This is a genomic window from Burkholderia sp. SIMBA_062 (assembly GCF_046534765.1).
Lineage (GTDB): Bacteria > Pseudomonadota > Gammaproteobacteria > Burkholderiales > Burkholderiaceae > Burkholderia > Burkholderia ambifaria.
Window position 1 is genome coordinate 161,683 of sequence record NZ_JAWRYD010000008.1, and the last position, 15,466, is coordinate 177,148.

The 15,466-nt window shown below is 68.4% G+C and carries 14 protein-coding genes and 1 pseudogene; 6 read left to right on the forward strand and 9 right to left on the reverse strand.

The window, feature by feature from the left end:
- Positions 1–45 precede the first annotated feature (45 nt).
- Positions 46–747, reverse strand: coding sequence for an RES family NAD+ phosphorylase (locus tag SB786_RS11095; RefSeq protein ID WP_410727486.1), 702 nt, complete (start codon positions 745–747; stop codon positions 46–48).
- Entirely contained in the window at positions 744–1,163 is a 420-nt protein-coding gene (locus tag SB786_RS11100) for an antitoxin Xre/MbcA/ParS toxin-binding domain-containing protein (protein ID WP_410727487.1), read from the reverse strand. Before SB786_RS11100 ends, SB786_RS11095 begins: the two co-directional genes overlap by 4 nt.
- A gap of 230 nt (positions 1,164–1,393) precedes the next feature.
- Between SB786_RS11100 and SB786_RS11105 the strand changes: the two genes are divergently transcribed.
- Entirely contained in the window at positions 1,394–2,176 is a 783-nt protein-coding gene (locus SB786_RS11105; RefSeq protein WP_410727488.1) for an ABC transporter substrate-binding protein, read from the forward strand.
- A 1,002-nt stretch (positions 2,177–3,178) separates the two neighbouring features.
- Here the strand turns inward: SB786_RS11105 and SB786_RS11110 are convergent.
- Together SB786_RS11110 and SB786_RS11115 are read right to left on the reverse strand one after the other, a co-directional pair.
- Positions 3,179–4,651 carry a sigma 54-interacting transcriptional regulator gene (locus SB786_RS11110; protein WP_410727490.1) on the reverse strand — a complete coding sequence of 491 codons (1,473 nt, stop codon included), beginning with the start codon at positions 4,649–4,651 and terminating at the stop codon, positions 3,179–3,181.
- A gap of 436 nt (positions 4,652–5,087) precedes the next feature.
- Complete coding sequence (locus SB786_RS11115; protein WP_410727491.1) at positions 5,088–6,014, reverse strand: metal-dependent hydrolase; 927 nt, start codon at positions 6,012–6,014, stop codon at positions 5,088–5,090.
- A gap of 591 nt (positions 6,015–6,605) precedes the next feature.
- Here SB786_RS11115 and SB786_RS11120 point away from each other — a divergent pair.
- From SB786_RS11120 to SB786_RS11135, 4 genes and pseudogenes are all read left to right on the forward strand, one after another.
- Positions 6,606–6,947, forward strand: a complete 342-nt coding sequence (locus SB786_RS11120) for an FKBP-type peptidyl-prolyl cis-trans isomerase (protein ID WP_006761935.1) — start codon at positions 6,606–6,608, stop codon at positions 6,945–6,947.
- Positions 6,948–6,975: 28 nt separating this feature from the next.
- Complete coding sequence (locus tag SB786_RS11125) at positions 6,976–7,743, forward strand: helix-turn-helix domain-containing protein (protein WP_410727492.1); 768 nt, start codon at positions 6,976–6,978, stop codon at positions 7,741–7,743.
- 144 nt (positions 7,744–7,887) lie between these two features.
- Positions 7,888–7,995, forward strand: a pseudogene (locus SB786_RS11130) (glutathione S-transferase); the annotation flags it as partial.
- A complete protein-coding gene (locus SB786_RS11135; protein WP_410727564.1) occupies positions 7,946–8,194 on the forward strand; it encodes a hypothetical protein in 249 nt (82 codons plus the stop codon). The pseudogene SB786_RS11130 and the gene SB786_RS11135, both read left to right, overlap by 50 nt.
- Before the next feature lie 16 nt (positions 8,195–8,210).
- Here the strand turns inward: SB786_RS11135 and SB786_RS11140 are convergent, their stop codons facing one another.
- Entirely contained in the window at positions 8,211–8,681 is a 471-nt protein-coding gene (locus SB786_RS11140; RefSeq protein ID WP_175702144.1) for a winged helix-turn-helix transcriptional regulator, read from the reverse strand.
- 152 nt (positions 8,682–8,833) lie between these two features.
- Here SB786_RS11140 and SB786_RS11145 point away from each other — a divergent pair, with 152 nt between their 5' ends.
- A complete protein-coding gene (locus tag SB786_RS11145; protein ID WP_410727493.1) occupies positions 8,834–10,069 on the forward strand; it encodes an MFS transporter in 1,236 nt (411 codons plus the stop codon).
- A 392-nt stretch (positions 10,070–10,461) separates the two neighbouring features.
- Here the strand turns inward: SB786_RS11145 and SB786_RS11150 are convergent, their stop codons facing one another.
- From SB786_RS11150 to SB786_RS11165, 4 genes are read right to left on the reverse strand one after another with little or no spacing between them, the layout of a single operon-like run.
- Positions 10,462–11,628 carry a glycosyltransferase family 4 protein gene (locus tag SB786_RS11150; RefSeq protein ID WP_410727494.1) on the reverse strand — a complete coding sequence of 389 codons (1,167 nt, stop codon included), beginning with the start codon at positions 11,626–11,628 and terminating at the stop codon, positions 10,462–10,464.
- Complete coding sequence (locus SB786_RS11155) at positions 11,628–12,812, reverse strand: glycosyltransferase family 4 protein (RefSeq protein WP_410727495.1); 1,185 nt, start codon at positions 12,810–12,812, stop codon at positions 11,628–11,630. The genes SB786_RS11150 and SB786_RS11155 overlap by 1 nt, the downstream gene beginning before the upstream one ends.
- Complete coding sequence (locus SB786_RS11160) at positions 12,809–14,275, reverse strand: O-antigen ligase family protein (protein WP_410727496.1); 1,467 nt, start codon at positions 14,273–14,275, stop codon at positions 12,809–12,811. The genes SB786_RS11155 and SB786_RS11160 overlap by 4 nt, the downstream gene beginning before the upstream one ends.
- A gap of 10 nt (positions 14,276–14,285) precedes the next feature.
- Positions 14,286–15,422, reverse strand: a complete 1,137-nt coding sequence (locus SB786_RS11165) for a glycosyltransferase family 4 protein (RefSeq protein WP_410727497.1) — start codon at positions 15,420–15,422, stop codon at positions 14,286–14,288.
- Positions 15,423–15,466 lie beyond the last annotated feature (44 nt).

A 15,466-nucleotide genomic window follows, 5' to 3' on the forward strand; every position in this document is an offset into this window, starting at 1 on the left:
CGCGAGCACGCGTACGTACGCGTTTGCGCGCGCGAGCCGCCCCCGCTAGCCCACCTGGTTCAACTCGAACACCGCATCGACCGCGGAACCGTTCCAGTTGTATTCGAGATACGCCGCGTGATGACAGTCGCGCAGCAGCGTCGTGCGAAACGCCGCGAGACATTCGCCGCGCGGGTCGCGCACCGACGGATAGACGATGCCCGCGCCGCCCGCATGGCGCACCACGCGGCCGAGCGCCTGCCCCGCGCTGTAATCGAGCGGATCGAGCAGCGCCGGGCTGCGCTGCGGCCACGTGCGCACGTCGGCGACCTCGCCGTGCGCGTACACCGTGTAGAGCCGCATCTGCTGGCGCATCGGCGGCTCCTTCGTCGCCGACATGAACAGCCCGCTGTGATAGCGCGTTTCGGCGATCGCCGTATCGCGCGACCGCCCGCAGTAGAACACGCCGTAGCTGCCGTCGGAAAAGCGGCTGCCCTGCGGATTCAGGTGTGTGAACGCGGCCATGATCGGCCCCCAGCCCTGGCCGTAGCGACGCTCGGCCGGCGGCACGAGTTCGAGCGTGCCGACTTCATTGCGAATGCGGTCGTTGGTCAGCGATTCGAGCGCATAGAGCGCATCGAAATCCTCCGCGGACGCGACGCGGTCGAACAGGTTGATGGCGGGAAAACGGGTGGGAATCACGCGATAGGCAGGCGCCCAGTCGACGACGGTCGTGGGCCAGTGTGGCGCTTCGGTCTGGATCGTCACGCCCAGCCACCTCGCATCGCGTCGAGATATTGCCGGACGGCGACCAGATCGCCGACGTTGCCGGCGAGCATCCGGTCGAGCGCGCGCTTGCCGCCGAACGGCGCTGCGTCGTTGGGCCGCTTGACCCAGGTATCGGCCGCGGCCGGCTGCGGCAGCAGGATCTGCAGCGCCTTGTAGATGCCGAGCAGCAGCGATAGCCGCTCGAGCGTATCGCGCGGCAGGCGCGCCGATTCCGGCGCTGCCTTCCACTTGAAGAACGTCGAACGGCCGGGCGAGCCGAGCAGCACGATCTGTTCGTCGATCGTCAGCTCCCAGTCGCGCGCGATGTTGAAGAACGCACGCAGGCCGGCCGCCGACATCTGCGCGACCGAAGCCAGCCGCGGGGCGGAATGCGGATCGAAGGCGGGCTGTGTCATGATCGTTAGTCTAGAAATGAATTCACTAACAAGATTAGTCCATTTCGGTATTTTTGCAAGGGTCGTCCCCGAGATCGGCATCTCTTTCGACAAGGCGATATTTTTTGTCCATTCTGGACGAATATTTTATTTTCTGCGTTAATGGCCGTGCGGACAGCGCATCGTGACGCGGTGTGTGTCGGCATCAACCGTGTCGCCCAGAACCGGATAGACCACGCCAAGGAACCATCATGAAGAGACTGATTGCCGCCGTTTCGATCGCCCTGCTCGCGGTATCGGCGGGTCCCGCCGCCGCGAAGGACTGGACCACGCTGCGCTTCGGCACCGATGCCAGCTACGCGCCGTTCGAATCGAAGGCGCCCGACGGCAAGCTCGTCGGCTTCGACATCGATCTCGGCAACGAAATCTGCGCGCGGCTGAAGGCGAAGTGCGTGTGGCTGGAGAACGATTTCGACGGAATGATCCCGGCGCTGAAGGCGAAGAAGTTCGACGCGGTGCTGTCGTCGATGTCGATCACGCCGCAGCGCGCGGAGCAGATCGGCTTCACGACGAAGATCTACAACCAGCCGACCCGGCTCGTCGTGAAGAAGGGTTCGCCGCTGCTGCCGACGGCCGAATCGCTGAAGGGCAAGTCGATCGGCGTCGAGCAGGGCACGACGCAGGAAGCGTATGCGAAGGCGTACTGGGCGAAGCAAGGCGCGAACGTCGTGGCGTACCAGAACCAGGACGGCGTGTATGCGGACCTCACGTCGGGCCGCCTGGACGCCGCGCTGCAGGACGAGGTGCAGGCCGCGATCGGGTTCCTGAAGTCGCCGCGCGGCGCGGGCTACCAGTTCGTCGGGCCCGAACTCATCGACGAGAAGGTGCTCGGTATCGGCGCCGGCATCGGGTTGCGCAAGGAAGACACCGATCTGAAGGCGAAGATCGACCGCGCGATCCTCGACATGGTCAAGGACGGCACCTACAAGCGGCTCGCGTCGAAGTACTTCGACTTCGACATCTACGGCGGCTGAAGCGGCGTCGCGCGCGACGGGTGCAATGCCCGCCGCGCGCGGCCCGACCGCCCCTCCCCCAACCACCGGACGGCGACGCCTCCCTGACGTTTGCCGTCGCGCCGGTTTCATCGACCGTGTCGTACTGCGTGATACCGCACCGCCTGACACCGCACCGCCTGACACCGCGTTTCATCCGGATTGCAAACCGTTGACTTCCGCGGGCGATGGCTCGCGTGCGCCGTCAATACGCGAAAAGCGGGCGCAGCCGAACCGGCGCGCGGGTGCACATACCCTGGCGGATCCGATTGGCCAGCGAAAAAGTACCGGCCCGGCGCGGATGACCGGGTGTCAGCCGGATCCGCCTCGCGCCGGGCGCGCAGAGATGGCCTGTCGACGCATGCCGGCCGGCGGCAAGATGCGCGGACGACCGGCGATGGGGCGAGTCATTGCGTTCGCGGCTTGCCGCCCGCGTCGTTTGGCGATCGTTCATCATTTTTCTACCCCGTATTTGTGCTGTTGCTGTGCCGGCAACCGGACATCGCCGGTGCCCCGACGATCCGACGACGACGGCCCTGCCGGGCGGAACGGAGCAGTGCTGCCCCGTCCCGCCCGTCATCCCCGTGGGCTGCGTCCTGGCCGGCTCCTGGAGTTTCGTTGCCGAACCGCCGGACGCCACGTCGTCGACTCTCGCACCTCGATCTGCGCAAGGAGCGGGCCAGCTTCGTATGAAGCCGGCCGCGCAAGGCTTTCGTCGGACAAGCCCGCGGCCGGATCGGGCGGGACAGGCGGGAAGTTACGAAACTGAAACATGCCGCGCGCGGGCGGCCGCGGTCGCGCGTCGGCAATGCGCTGCCGGACAAGGCGCGCGGACGATCCGGAAAGTTTTCCCGGCGCGGGCGGCACGCCGCCGCCCACGTTTGCCGGGCCTATTCGCGCGGCTGCCGACAGGAAACGTTTCACGCCCTTTACATGCCGCTGGCCGCGTGCACGGGCCGGCCGCGAAGGTTTCCCTGCCGCCGGTCAGCCGACGCGCTGGTGGTCGGCGTCGCCGGGCGGCGAACCGTCCTTCCCGCCGTTGTCGCCGTTGTTGTCGTGGTCGTTGAGCCCGTGCTCGATCATCATCCGGTACAGCGTCACGCGCGAGATGCCGAGTTCGGCGGCGGCCTTGTTGATCCGGTGATCGTTGCGCAGCAGCGCGTTCTCGATCGCGGTGCGCTCGGCGAGCGAACGCGCCTGTTCGAGCGTCACGGGCTCCGTTTCGCCCGGCGTCTCGAGCCCGAGATCGTTCGGCGTCAGCAGCCGGCTCTCGGCCATCACGATCGCGCGGCGCACCCGGTTGATCAGCTCGCGCACGTTGCCGGGCCACTCGTAGCGGCGCATCGCGTCGAGCGCGGCCGACGTGAAGCCGCTGATCTTGCGGCCGCTGTCGGCCTTGTATTTCTGCAGCACGTAATGCGCGAGGATGTCGATGTCCTTGCCGCGCGCGCGCAGCGGCGGCTCGTGAATACGCAGCACGCAGAGCCGGTGATAGAGGTCAGCGCGAAAGCGTGCGGCTTCGACCGCGCCGTCGAGATCCACGTGCGTCGCCGAGATGATCCGCACATCGACTGGAATCGATTCCTGGCCGCCGAGCCGCTCGATCCTCCCTTCCTGCAGGAAGCGCAGCAGGCTCGCCTGGCTTTCGACGGGCATGTCGCCGATTTCGTCGAGAAACAGCGTGCCGCCGTTCGCGGATTCGATCCGGCCCGCGCGCCGCTGGTTCGCCCCGGTGAATGCGCCGCGCTCGTAGCCGAACAGTTCCGACTGCAGCAGGTGATGCGGAATCGCGCCGCAGTTGATCGCGACGAACGGGCCCTTGCCGCGCGCCGAGCGTTCGTGGATCGCAAGCGCTGTCAGCTCCTTGCCGGTGCCCGACTCGCCGGAGATGAACACGCTCGCGTCGGTTTTCGCGACCTTGCGAATCGTGCTGAACAACTGTTGCATCGCTTCGCAGTTGCCGATCATCCCGTGCTCGCCGATCGACGCAGCGTATGCCGCGCCGTCGACGCGATCGAGCGCGGCCATTCCGCGTGCATGGCCGAGCACGTGCGAAATCCATTCGTGCGGCAACGGCAGTGTCACGTAATCGAAACAGTAGCTGCGGATCAGTTCGCGTACGGCAGGGCTGATCGTGACACCGGCCTGCGCGACGGAAATCCAGCCGATCGCCGCCTGGCTCAGGCACGCCTTCAGCGCGGGATAGTCGCGCGACGTGAAGCCCGAGAAATCGATGAGCCCGGCGGCGACGTTTACGCCGGATGTCATGTTCTGCGCGGCGCCGGCCGTCTTCGCGACCGAGATATCCCAGCCGAGCCCGCGCAGTTGCGCCAGCAACGGCTCATCCGGCGAACGCATGATCACGAACAGCTTGCGTCCGGCCTCGGGGGCGGTAACGGATACGACCGGTATCTCGGGCGCCGCCGTCCCGTTTGCGTCGGGTGACCTTGCAACCATCGTTATTCCCCGCTTGGCGTTGGTATCGTGCGCCGGCTCGCCGCGCGTACGAAGGACCTCGATCGAACCGACATATTGGCCGTATTTCCGTACGAATAAAATCCCCCCTGGCGATAATCGTGCGCCGAACGATTCCTTTCATGAACGGTATATCGATGCCGCCGACGCGCGGCTAGATGGGTGTTTTCCCGGTGGCGCGGCGGGCGCGGAAGAAGGCCGCACGGATAACGAACGCGCGAAACCGCGCCGGTGCTGGCGCACGGGGTCGGCACGCGATGCCGGGCATGCCGAACCGGACCGGCCGCATGCGCTGGCGTGGCTGGTCGGCAGCTCCGGCGCCCGCGCGCGCAATCGTTTCCGCTTGATGCCGGTCAATCGTCAATTAAACGGGGTTGATGCACGAACGCAACACGCGCCGCATCGCGCGGCGGGCAGGTCAGCGCCCCGATGCGAGCGGTGCAAGTGGTGCCGGCGCGTTGGCGCGGCCGCGGCCGGCCGTCGCGTCATCATGTTCGCCGTATGCGGCGACGAGCGCGTCGACGCGGGAGAGGTGATGGCGGTTGTCGTGGTCCCACGGATGGAAGCCGGGCCGCAAAAAGCTCAGCCACTCACCCGCGATGCGCGGAAACAACCCGCGGCGCGGCCCGTACAGGAACGCGATCATCCGCAGCATGCCGCGCACACGATGCCTGATGTCGCGATCGCGCGACAACAGCGTCACGTGGATCAGAAACACGGTCGGCCAGAACGTCAGCGTCGTCAGCAGGTACACGCCGACGCGGATCAGGTACCGGCGCAGGCCCGGTTTCATCACGGCGTTCCACACGTCGTAGGACACGGCCTTGTGCTCGGTTTCCTCCAGCGCATGCCATACCCACATCTGCCGGTAGCCCTCGACCGAGCCGGCGAGACGCGTCGGGTCGCGCAGGATCCAGTCCGCGAGCATGGCCGTGTAGTGCTCCGCCGCCACCGTATGCGCGAGCTGCACCGAATGCGGCAACACGCGCTTCGCAAAGCCGAGCACTGTCCACACGCGCTTGTCGAGCTTGCGCGCGGGCAGCCGGTTCGCCTGCATCAGCTCGTTGTATTCGACGTGCTCGCGCGTATGCATCGCCTCCTGGCCGATGAAACCGAGCACCTGGCGCTTCAGCACGGGATCGTCGATCCGGTCGCGATAGTTGCGCACCGAATCCATGAAAAAGCGTTCGCCGGCCGGAAACAGCAGCGACAGCGCATTGAAGAAGTGAGTCACGTGCGGGCCGAGCCCGTGCCAGTCCTTCGCGCGTTCGACCGGCAGGTCGAAGCGCAGGTCGCGGCGCACCGGCATCACCTCGGCTGCGGTGGCGGAAGCGGCTGACTTCATGTTCGTCGTTCTCCTTGTTTTCGGGCGGCCGGGCGGCCGTGGCAGCCGTGGCGGCCTTGCCCGCGCGGGGCCCGGGCGGCGCATCGCGCAACGCCGAAATCTTGACATCGATAACTGTAAAGATAGGCTCGGGGCCGCGCCGCGTGCAAGCCGTGCGGTAGACGCGCGCTTCCAAACAGGGCGCGCTCGGCGGCGCGGCAAAAACGACGTTCGAACGGCGTTTGCGCGTGCTGCGATTCGAACGCGCACAGCGGCGCGCGACCGGCAGGCGGGCGCCCAACGCGCGAACCGTAATCGGCTTGAAAGCCCCATGTGACGGGCGTCTCGCGGCCCGGCGCGGTGGTGCTCAACGCAACGCCGAGCGGCGGCGACGCACCGATTCATACGCGCGCACCGGTCGCGCGACGCAACTGCGTCGACCCAGTTCGCGAACAATTCAAACGCGCGTTCAATTCGCGTTTCCCGCGAGATGCATGGCCGCCCTGCCGGCGACCCGCAATTGACGTGCGGCCGGGCCTTCGCCACGCAGGGCGGCCCGCTGCGCGCTCGCCTACAATAGCGGTTTTACCCAACCCCCTTTCAGGAGAAGTCATGTCTGTCACCACGACCGCATCGGGCCTCAAAATCGAAGAGTTGACCGAAGGCACCGGCGCGGAAGCGCAAGCCGGTCAGACCGTCAGCGTCCACTACACGGGCTGGCTGACCGACGGTCAGAAATTCGACTCGAGCAAGGACCGCAACGACCCGTTCGCGTTCGTGCTCGGCGGCGGCATGGTCATCAAGGGCTGGGACGAAGGCGTGCAGGGCATGAAGGTGGGCGGCGTGCGTCGCCTGACGATCCCGCCGCAACTCGCCTACGGCCCGCGCGGCGCAGGCGGCGTGATCCCGCCGAACGCGACGCTCGTGTTCGAAGTCGAACTGCTCGCCGTCTGACGAAGACGCCGGCCGGCCCCTCCGTCCGATGGAACGCATCCCGTCTCCCGCCATCGCGCTGCGCCGTTACGACACGTGCGAAGCGTCCGACGTGCACGACTTTCACCAGGTCGTGCTCGGCGTCGACGGCGCGATGGTGATGGCGGTGGACGGCGTCGGCCAGCGCATCGACCGGCACGCGGCCTGGCTGATTCCAGCCGGCGCGCGCCATGAATACGCGGGCCTCGGCGACAATCGCCAGCTCGTGCTCGACCTGCCCGCCGCGTCGCTCGCGGTGCCGCAGCGGCTGTTCGACAGCGCGCGTGCGGTATCGATCGACCCGGCGCTGACGTCGCTCGTCGCGCAGGTCGCGGCGGCCGCCGCGCAACTCGACGGGCCGGCTGGCGACGCGCGGCGTGCGCATCGCTTCCAGTGGCAGGCCGCCGCGCGTCTGTGCGACGCGCTGCTCGGCGACACCGGCCTCGCCGCCCCCGCGGCGGGCCTCGATTTCGCGCGCATCGACCGCTGGCTGCGCGCCCGGCTCGCGGAGCCGCTACGCATCGCCGATCTCGCCGCGCACTGCGGCTACGGCATGCGCCGGTTTCATCAATTGTTCGTCGACGCGTTCGGCGAAACCCCGCATCGCTACCTGCAGCGGCTGCGGCTCGACGCCGCGGTCGTGCTGCTCGCCGACGGCCGCCATCCGCTCGTCGACATCGCAGGCATGGTCGGCTTCGCCGACCAGAGCACCTTCACGCACGCGTTCACGAAGCGCTTCGGCGTCGCGCCGGGGCGCTGGCGCGGCGAACGTCACTGAGCGATTCCGCCGGACGATCGCTGCCTGCTGTAACGCAGTCGCCTGGTGCGGCAAGCCGCCTTTGTTCATGCGTAAATCGATTGCATTGGATCGCAGCCGGCGACCGTATCGACGCATCATGCCTTCCTGAAACCTCGGCCGCACGACGCGTACTTCTCCGGGATCGCGCGCTGGGCCGACTATCACGCGGTAGTCGAGCGCGATGCGTTCCCGCGCATCGCCGCGCTGCGTGCGCGGCTCGCCGACGATGCCGATGATCGCGGCCGCACGAACCGCCGCGGCGTTCGGCTACGGATCGCTGCATTTCATCGATGCGTCGACGCCGCTGCGGCTGCTGCTCGCGTCGGGCGGCGCTGCGCGTCGCGGCTGCAGTGCTCGCGACGCCGATCAGGCCGAATGCGCACATCGCAGCGCATCGGCCGCGCGTGGGGCGGCATCGTCCGTCGATTGAACGGTACGACCGGCCTTCACCCCCGTGTCGCACCCTCCTCGTCATCCACCTTCCGCACGACCGTCTCCGACGCCTTCAGCGGCCGGCCGTCGTCGTGCCGCAGCGCGAGCTTGCGGATCGCGCGGCCCGTCTTGCGCTCGACCAGCACCGAATGCGGCTCGCCGCGCGCGAACAGGTTCGCCTCGCCCCACTGACGCAGCATCACGATCACCGGAAACAGCCCCTCGCCCTTCTTCGTCAACGCGTATTCCTGATACGCGCTGCCGTCCGACGCGGGCACGACGTCGAACACGCCGGCCTCCACCAGCATCCTGAGTCGGTCCGACAGGATGTTGCTCGCGACGCCGAGGCTCGCGCGGAAATCGCCGAACCGGCGCACGCCGTCGAACGCGTCGCGCACGATCAGCAACGCCCAGCGATCGCCGACGATATCGGTCGCCCGCGCCACCGGGCACGGTGAATCCGCAAGACTTCTCTGCCTGGCCATATTGCTCTCCGCTATCGCGCCGGCCGCCCGCCCGGGCCGCCGGCCATCCGTGCGCGGGCCTATCGCCCGCCGCTTCATGAAGTTGCATTTTAAAACTACTTTTCCTACACTCGAACTAGTTTCAAATTGCAACCACCTACGTGAGGCAACCGATGGAATCGTCTTGTCGTTCAGGAACCGTCGCGTCGACTGCGGCATCAAGTGCCGCTCGCCCGGCCGATGACACACGCGTGTCCACGGCGCGCGTCGCGCTGCTGGCCGTCTGCTGCGCCGCGAGCGTCGCGAACGTGTACTACGCGCAGCCGCTGCTCGATTCGATCGCCCGCGACTTCGGCGTATCGCAGGCGGCGGTCGGCGGCGTGATCACCGCGACACAGCTCGGCTGCGCGCTCGCGCTGCTGTTCGTCGTGCCGCTCGGCGATCTGCTGAACCGCAAGCGCCTGATCACCGTTCAGCTTCTGCTGCTGACGGCGGCGTGCATTGGCGTGGCCGCCTCGTCGACGCGCATCGCGTTGCTCGCGGGCATGGTCGCGGTCGGGCTGCTCGGCACCGCGATGACGCAAGGGCTGATCGCCTGCTCGGCCGCGCTTGCGGGTGCCGGCGAGCGCGGCCGCGTGGTGGGCGCGGCACAGGGCGGCGTCGTGATCGGCCTGCTGGCCGCGCGCTCGCTCGCGGGTGTCGTCACGGATATCGCCGGCTGGCGTGCGGTTTATCTGGTGTCGGGCGCGCTCGCGATCGCGATGCTCGTCGCGCTGGCGCGGCTGTTGCCCGATGCCGATGCGCCGCGCGAACGCATCGGCTATACGGCGCTGCTCGGGTCGATGGTCACGCTGCTGCGCACCGAGCGCGTGCTGCGCGTGCGCGGGGCGATCGCGCTGCTGATGTTCGCGGCGTTCAGCATCTTCTGGAGCGCGCTCGTCCTGCCGTTGAGCGCGCCGCCGCATGCGATGTCGCATACGCAAATCGGCGCGTTCGGGCTCGTCGGCGCCCTGGGCGCGGCGGCCGCCGCGCGCGCGGGCCGGCTCGCGGATCGCGAGCTCGGCGAAGCGACGACGGGCGCCGCGCTGGCGCTGCTCGCGCTCTCGTGGCTGCCGCTCGCGTTCGCCGGCACGTCGATCGCGCTGCTGGTCATCGGCATCGTGCTGCTCGACGTCGGCGGGCAGGCCGTCCACGTCGTGAACCAGAGCATGATCCTCGGCGCGCGGCCCGACGCGCATGCCCGCCTCGTCGGCTGCTACATGCTGTTCTATTCGGTCGGCAGCGGGCTCGGCGCGATCGCGTCGACGATGATGTATGCGCACGCCGGATGGATCGGCGTTTGCGGGCTCGGCGCGGCGGTCAGCGTCGTCGCGTTCGCCGTTTGGGCCGTGACGCTCAGGCGTGCATGACGCCTGTCGAAAACGGCGGGCGAATCACGGCGAGTCCGGCAGCAAACGACAAAAAGCCGGCTCGCCCGAATCGGGCGAGCCGGCTTGGGTGTCCGGCTTGGGTGTCCGGCTTGGGTGTCCGGCTTGGGTGTCCGGCTCGGGTGTGCGGCTCGGGTGTGCGGCTCGGGTGTGCGGCTCGGGTGTCCGGCTTGGGTGTCTGGCCTGGGTGCCTGGCCGGGGTGCCAGGCTTGGGTGTCCGACCTGGGTGTGCGGCTTGGATGCCAGGCTGGGATGTCCGGCCTGGGTGTGCGGCTTTGGTGCCCGGCGCAGGCGTCCGGCGTGAGTGTCCAGTTCGCGAACCGTACGCCCACACGCGCGCCGCTCGCAATCCTGCGGCGGCGCACCGCGTTCCCTTACCCCGCCGCCTGGATCGCCTCCTGGTACACGCCGGCGACCCGCCGCGCGATCACCGCGTTGTCGAAGTGTTCGCGTGCATAGCGCTTGCACGCGGCTTCGTCCGGCAGCTTGATCCCGCCCGACAGCGCCGCGCCGAGCCCTTCCGCGATCGCATCCGCGCCGGTCGACGGCAGCACGAGATCGTCGGACAGCCCGGCCACCGCCTCGGGCAACCCGCCGACCGGCGTGACCAGCACCGGCGTGCCGGACGCGAGCGATTCGACGGTGATCAGCCCGAAGCCCTCGAGCGCGACCGTCGGCACGACGCTGACCGTTGCCGCGCGGTACAGCGCCGCGAGATGGTTGTCGGGCACGAAGCCGAGCAGCTTCACGTTGTCCCGCAGCCCCGCCGCATCGATGCGCTGCTGCAATTCCTCGCCGATCTTGCCCTTGCCGGCGATCAGCAGCAGCACGTCCGGGTGCCGTTGCTTGACGACGCCGATGGCGTCGATCAGATCCTCCAGCCCCATGCGCCGCACGAGCCGGCGCACGGCCAGCACGATCGGCCGGTCCTGCGGCAGTTGCAGCTTGTGCCGCGCCTCGCCGGGCGTGAGCGGCGTGTCGAACTGCGCGGTATCGACACAGCCGGGAATCACACGCACGCGCGACGGTTCGATCCCGTAGCGGTTCGTCAGGATCTGGCCGAATGCCTGCGACAGCACGATCAGCCGCGACGAGCGCGTATAGACGGCCTGTTCGAGATAGCGCTTCGCGCGCTGCCCGAGCGACGCGGCGCCCTCGACCTGGCTTTCGTCGGCCCACGGCCCCTGGAAGTGCGACACCTGCGGAATCCCGCGCGTCACGTCGAGGCCCGGGAACGTGTACAGCGCGAAGTGCGACGAAATCACGTCCGGCCGCTCGCTGCGGATCTCGTCGCGCAACGCGCGGCGCGCGGCGAGCATCCGGCGCGCGAGCGGCTGCGACGCGGGCCCGAAGCCCTGGATCGCACCGCCCGTGTCGTCGGCGACCTTCGGCGAGCCGGCGACGAGCCCGCGCACCTCGACGCCCGCCCCGGGCAGCGCGCCGACGAGCGAGTAGTACATCCGGTCGAGGCCGCCCGCACGTTCGGGGAACCAGTGCATGCCGATCTGCAACGATTTGATCGGCCGGGAAGATTGGGACATCACGATTGCTCCTGCGTGACCGCATGCTCGACCCGCTCGAAGGCGGACGGCTGCGAGGGTTGGCCGATGCGCCGGTAGAGCGCGACGTACTGGGCGCCCATATGGGCCCAGCCGAAACGGGTCATCAATTCGCGGGCCGCGTCGCCCATCGCGCGGCAGGTGTCGCGCGACGCCGCGAGCGAACCGATCGCCTGCGCGAGCGCTGCCGGATCGTCCGGATCCTCGAGCACGATCCCGCACTCGCGCGTGATGATTTCCGCGCCGCCCGCCGTTCGTGCGGTGACGACCGGCAGCCCGGCCGCCATCGCCTCCAGCAGCGACAGGCTCATCGCCTCGTAGCGCGACGGAAACACGTACGCATCGACTGAACTCATCAGCGTCGGCATGTTCTTCACGAGACCGAGAAAGTGCACGCGCGAATCGATGCCGAGCGCGCGCGCCTCGTCCGGATACGGGCTGCCGGGCAGATAGCCGGCCACCGCGAGATGGACGTTGGCCGGCAGCTTCGTCAGCGCCTTGAGCACGGTGCCGAGGTTCTTGCGCGGCGTGCGCAGGTCGCCGACGAACAGCAGCAGGAACGCGTCGTCCGGCAGCTTGAACGCCGCGCGATCGGCCTGCGCACCCGCGAATGCGCTGCCGTCGACGCCGTTGTAGATCACGCTGATCTTGCGGCTGTCGATGCCGAGCCCGGCGATCTCGTCGGCCACCTTCTGCGACACGGCGGTGATCGCGCGCGAACGCCGGTACGCCCAGCGCTCCAGCGCGGTGTTCACGCGCGTATAGACGTACTGGTAGGCCGACCACATTCCCTTCGTCAGCCCGAACGGGTAGTACGGGCTCTTGAACCAGCCGCCGTGCACGAAGTGCGCGGTATTCACGTCGGCGCGGATCCATGAGATGAAGCCGTTCACGTGCAGCACGTCGTACTCGCCGCGATGCGCGCGCAGCCACCACGCGCTCTTCAGCGCGAACACCTGCTGCTTGACGAGATTCGACGGCCAGAAGCGACCGACCTTCACCGGCACCCAGCGCACGCGCGGGTCGGCCAGCAGCTCGGGCGCGACATGCGACGCGACCAGCGTGACCTCGTAGTTTTCCGCCAGCGCCGCGCGCGCGATTTCGTAATTGACGCGGCCCTGGCCGTCGTTATGTCGCACGACGTGCGTGACGATCGCGATTCTCAATGGTCGCCTCCCCGTGAATGCGCGGCGGCCAGCAGGCGCTGCGCCTTCTGCCAGTGCGCCGCGGATAGTATTGAAAAAATGGCCGTGAACAGCAGCAAGCCGCCCGTGCCGATCAGCGAGTTCGTGAACACGAGCATCGCGAACACCGACAGGCACAGGCTCAGGCATGCGCCGACGAACTTGTCCTTGCGCAGCTTGAACGCCGCGCGCAGCGTGCGGCCGAGCAGCATCACGACGCCCGCCAGGTACAGCAGCGTGCCGGGCCAGCCGAGCACGAACGGCACGTTCATCACGCCGCTGTCGAAGCTGCCGTACTTGCCGAGCTCGCCGCTGTCGCTCGACAGCTTCGTGGATGCGCCGGTCGCGCCCATCCCTTCGCCGGCGACGTCGGTGAACGCCGTCTGCGCGAAGGTTGCGTAGAACTTGTTGCGGTCGTCGTAGCTGCGGTCGTCCTTCAGGTTCGTGATCGACTGCAGACGCGCGCCGAGCCGGTCGGCCACCGGGCCGACGGTCAGGAGCGGCACGCACAGCCCGACCAGCACGACGCCGCTGATCAGGATCCGCATCCGCACGCGGTTGCTCGACTGCAGGAGCTGGATCGCGAGCGCGATCACCCAGCCGCCCCAGGTCGAGCGCACGAGACACAGCGCGAACGACACGAAGCCGGCGGCGCCCGCGAACCAGCGCACCTTCTGCGGCGCCGCGAACACGAACACCAGCGCGCCCATGATCGCGAACGCGAACGGCCCCGACGAGTTCATCGTGCTGAATACCCGGACGCCGTACGGCACCGGCTCGCCCTGCGAACCCATGTTCGACCCGATCATCCACAGCACGTCCCACTGCGGCATCACGAAGTACTGCACGACCCCGTACACGCCCATCACGGCCGCGCCCCACATGAACGTGGACAGCAGCACGTCGCGGTACTCGGGATAGTCGCGCGAGTTCACCATGATGTGAAAGCCGATCAGCACCGGGTACACCCAGTTCGCGAGGTCGTAGGTCGCGGCCATCACGCCGCTCGACACGATGCCGACCAGATACGCGTACGCCAGCCCGAACAGCATCAGCAGCACGGGAATCCCGCGCCGCTGCGCGAGCACGCGGTAATGCCTGATCAATCCGAACGCGGCGATCATCGTCACCGCGAGCGGCGCGACCTGGATCAGGCTGGTGGGCGTGAACGCGCCCTTCGACCAGTCGGCGAGCCGCCGCACTTCGGGGCTCAGGAACCACACCCACCACATGAAGCCGACGTAGCGCGCGGGGCTCTTGAAATACAGCCAGATGCCGACCGCGATGGCCAGCACCGGAAACGCGAGCGTCAGCACCTTGCCCTGGTGAATGGCGATCAGCGCGGCGGTAAACGTCCACAGCCCGGCCTGCCCGACCCAGTGCTTGCGCTCGGGCAGCCAGCGGCGGTTGCGCGACGGTTCGCGTTCGGCGGCAATCGTGCTCATCGATCCGCTCTCACCGCGACGAAGGACGCGAATCCGCGAGCGGCATCGCGAGGCCGGCGGCCGCCGGCGTGCGACGCCGGCGCAGCATGTCGCGCGTGATCCGCACGTGCTGCTCGGCGAACGCCTGCGTGGTCAGGTCGCGCTCGCGCAGGCACGCGGCCGCGGCGCGCGCGCAGTCGAGCGCGGCGAGCGGATCGGCCACGAAGCGGTCGGCCGCCTGGCGCATCGCCTGGGCATCGAACGCCGGCACGTAGGCGGCCGTGTCGTGCGGGAAGTAGTCGCTGAGCCCGCCGACGTCGGACACGATCATCGGCTTGCCGACCGCCGCCGCCTCGAGCATCACGGTGATGCCCGACGCGTGGAAGTTCGGCCGCAGCGGCACGACGATCACGTCGGCCCATGCGTACAGCTCGTGCTGCTTCGCGAGGCCCGATGCCGAGCCGATCTTCACGTTCGGTGCATGCCACTCGCGCGGCACGCGGCGGCGCGTCGCGAGCCGCACGTCGTAGCGCTCGTCGCCGCCGAACGCGGCGAGGAAGGTGCGCCAGTCGCGGTCGCGGTCGTTGCCGATCGCGGCGATCCGCAGCGGCCGGTTCGGCTGCCACTGCCGCGGCTCGACCGGTGGGAAATCCTGCGTGTTCAGCCCGTAGTAGACGAACTCCGCGTCGCGCCCGAGATAGCGGCGGCACAGCTCGGCGTTGTCGCGGGCGAGCGTCGTCAACGCGTCGGCACGGGCGAGCAGCTTGCGATACAGCCAGCGGCGCGCGCCGCCGAACGTGTTCCACTTGTCGAACAGCCACACGCTCTGCGCGAGCAGCAGCGGGTGCTTGCCCCGCGCGCCGGCGAGCTTGAGGACCAGCGCCGCGGCGAGGTGCTCCTGCTCGGTGTGCGTCCAGATCACGTCGGTGTCCAGCAGCGCGGCGCGATTGCGCCACGCATGCACGACGTCGAAACCGAGCGCCGCCTTCAGCGCACGGCGCGCGAGGCTCGCGACGCGGTTCTCGCGGCTATCCTGCGAATAGGTCAGGCGGAATTCGTCGGATTCGGCGTGGTGATAGCCGTACAGGCAGCCGATGTCCTCGCCTTTCCGGTAGGTACGCGGATCGGCGCCGTAAAACAGGTGGACGTGAACCTTCGTTGAAGTCATGTCAGCCTCCGCCGTGCCGTGGGATGCCCCGACAGGCAGGCTTC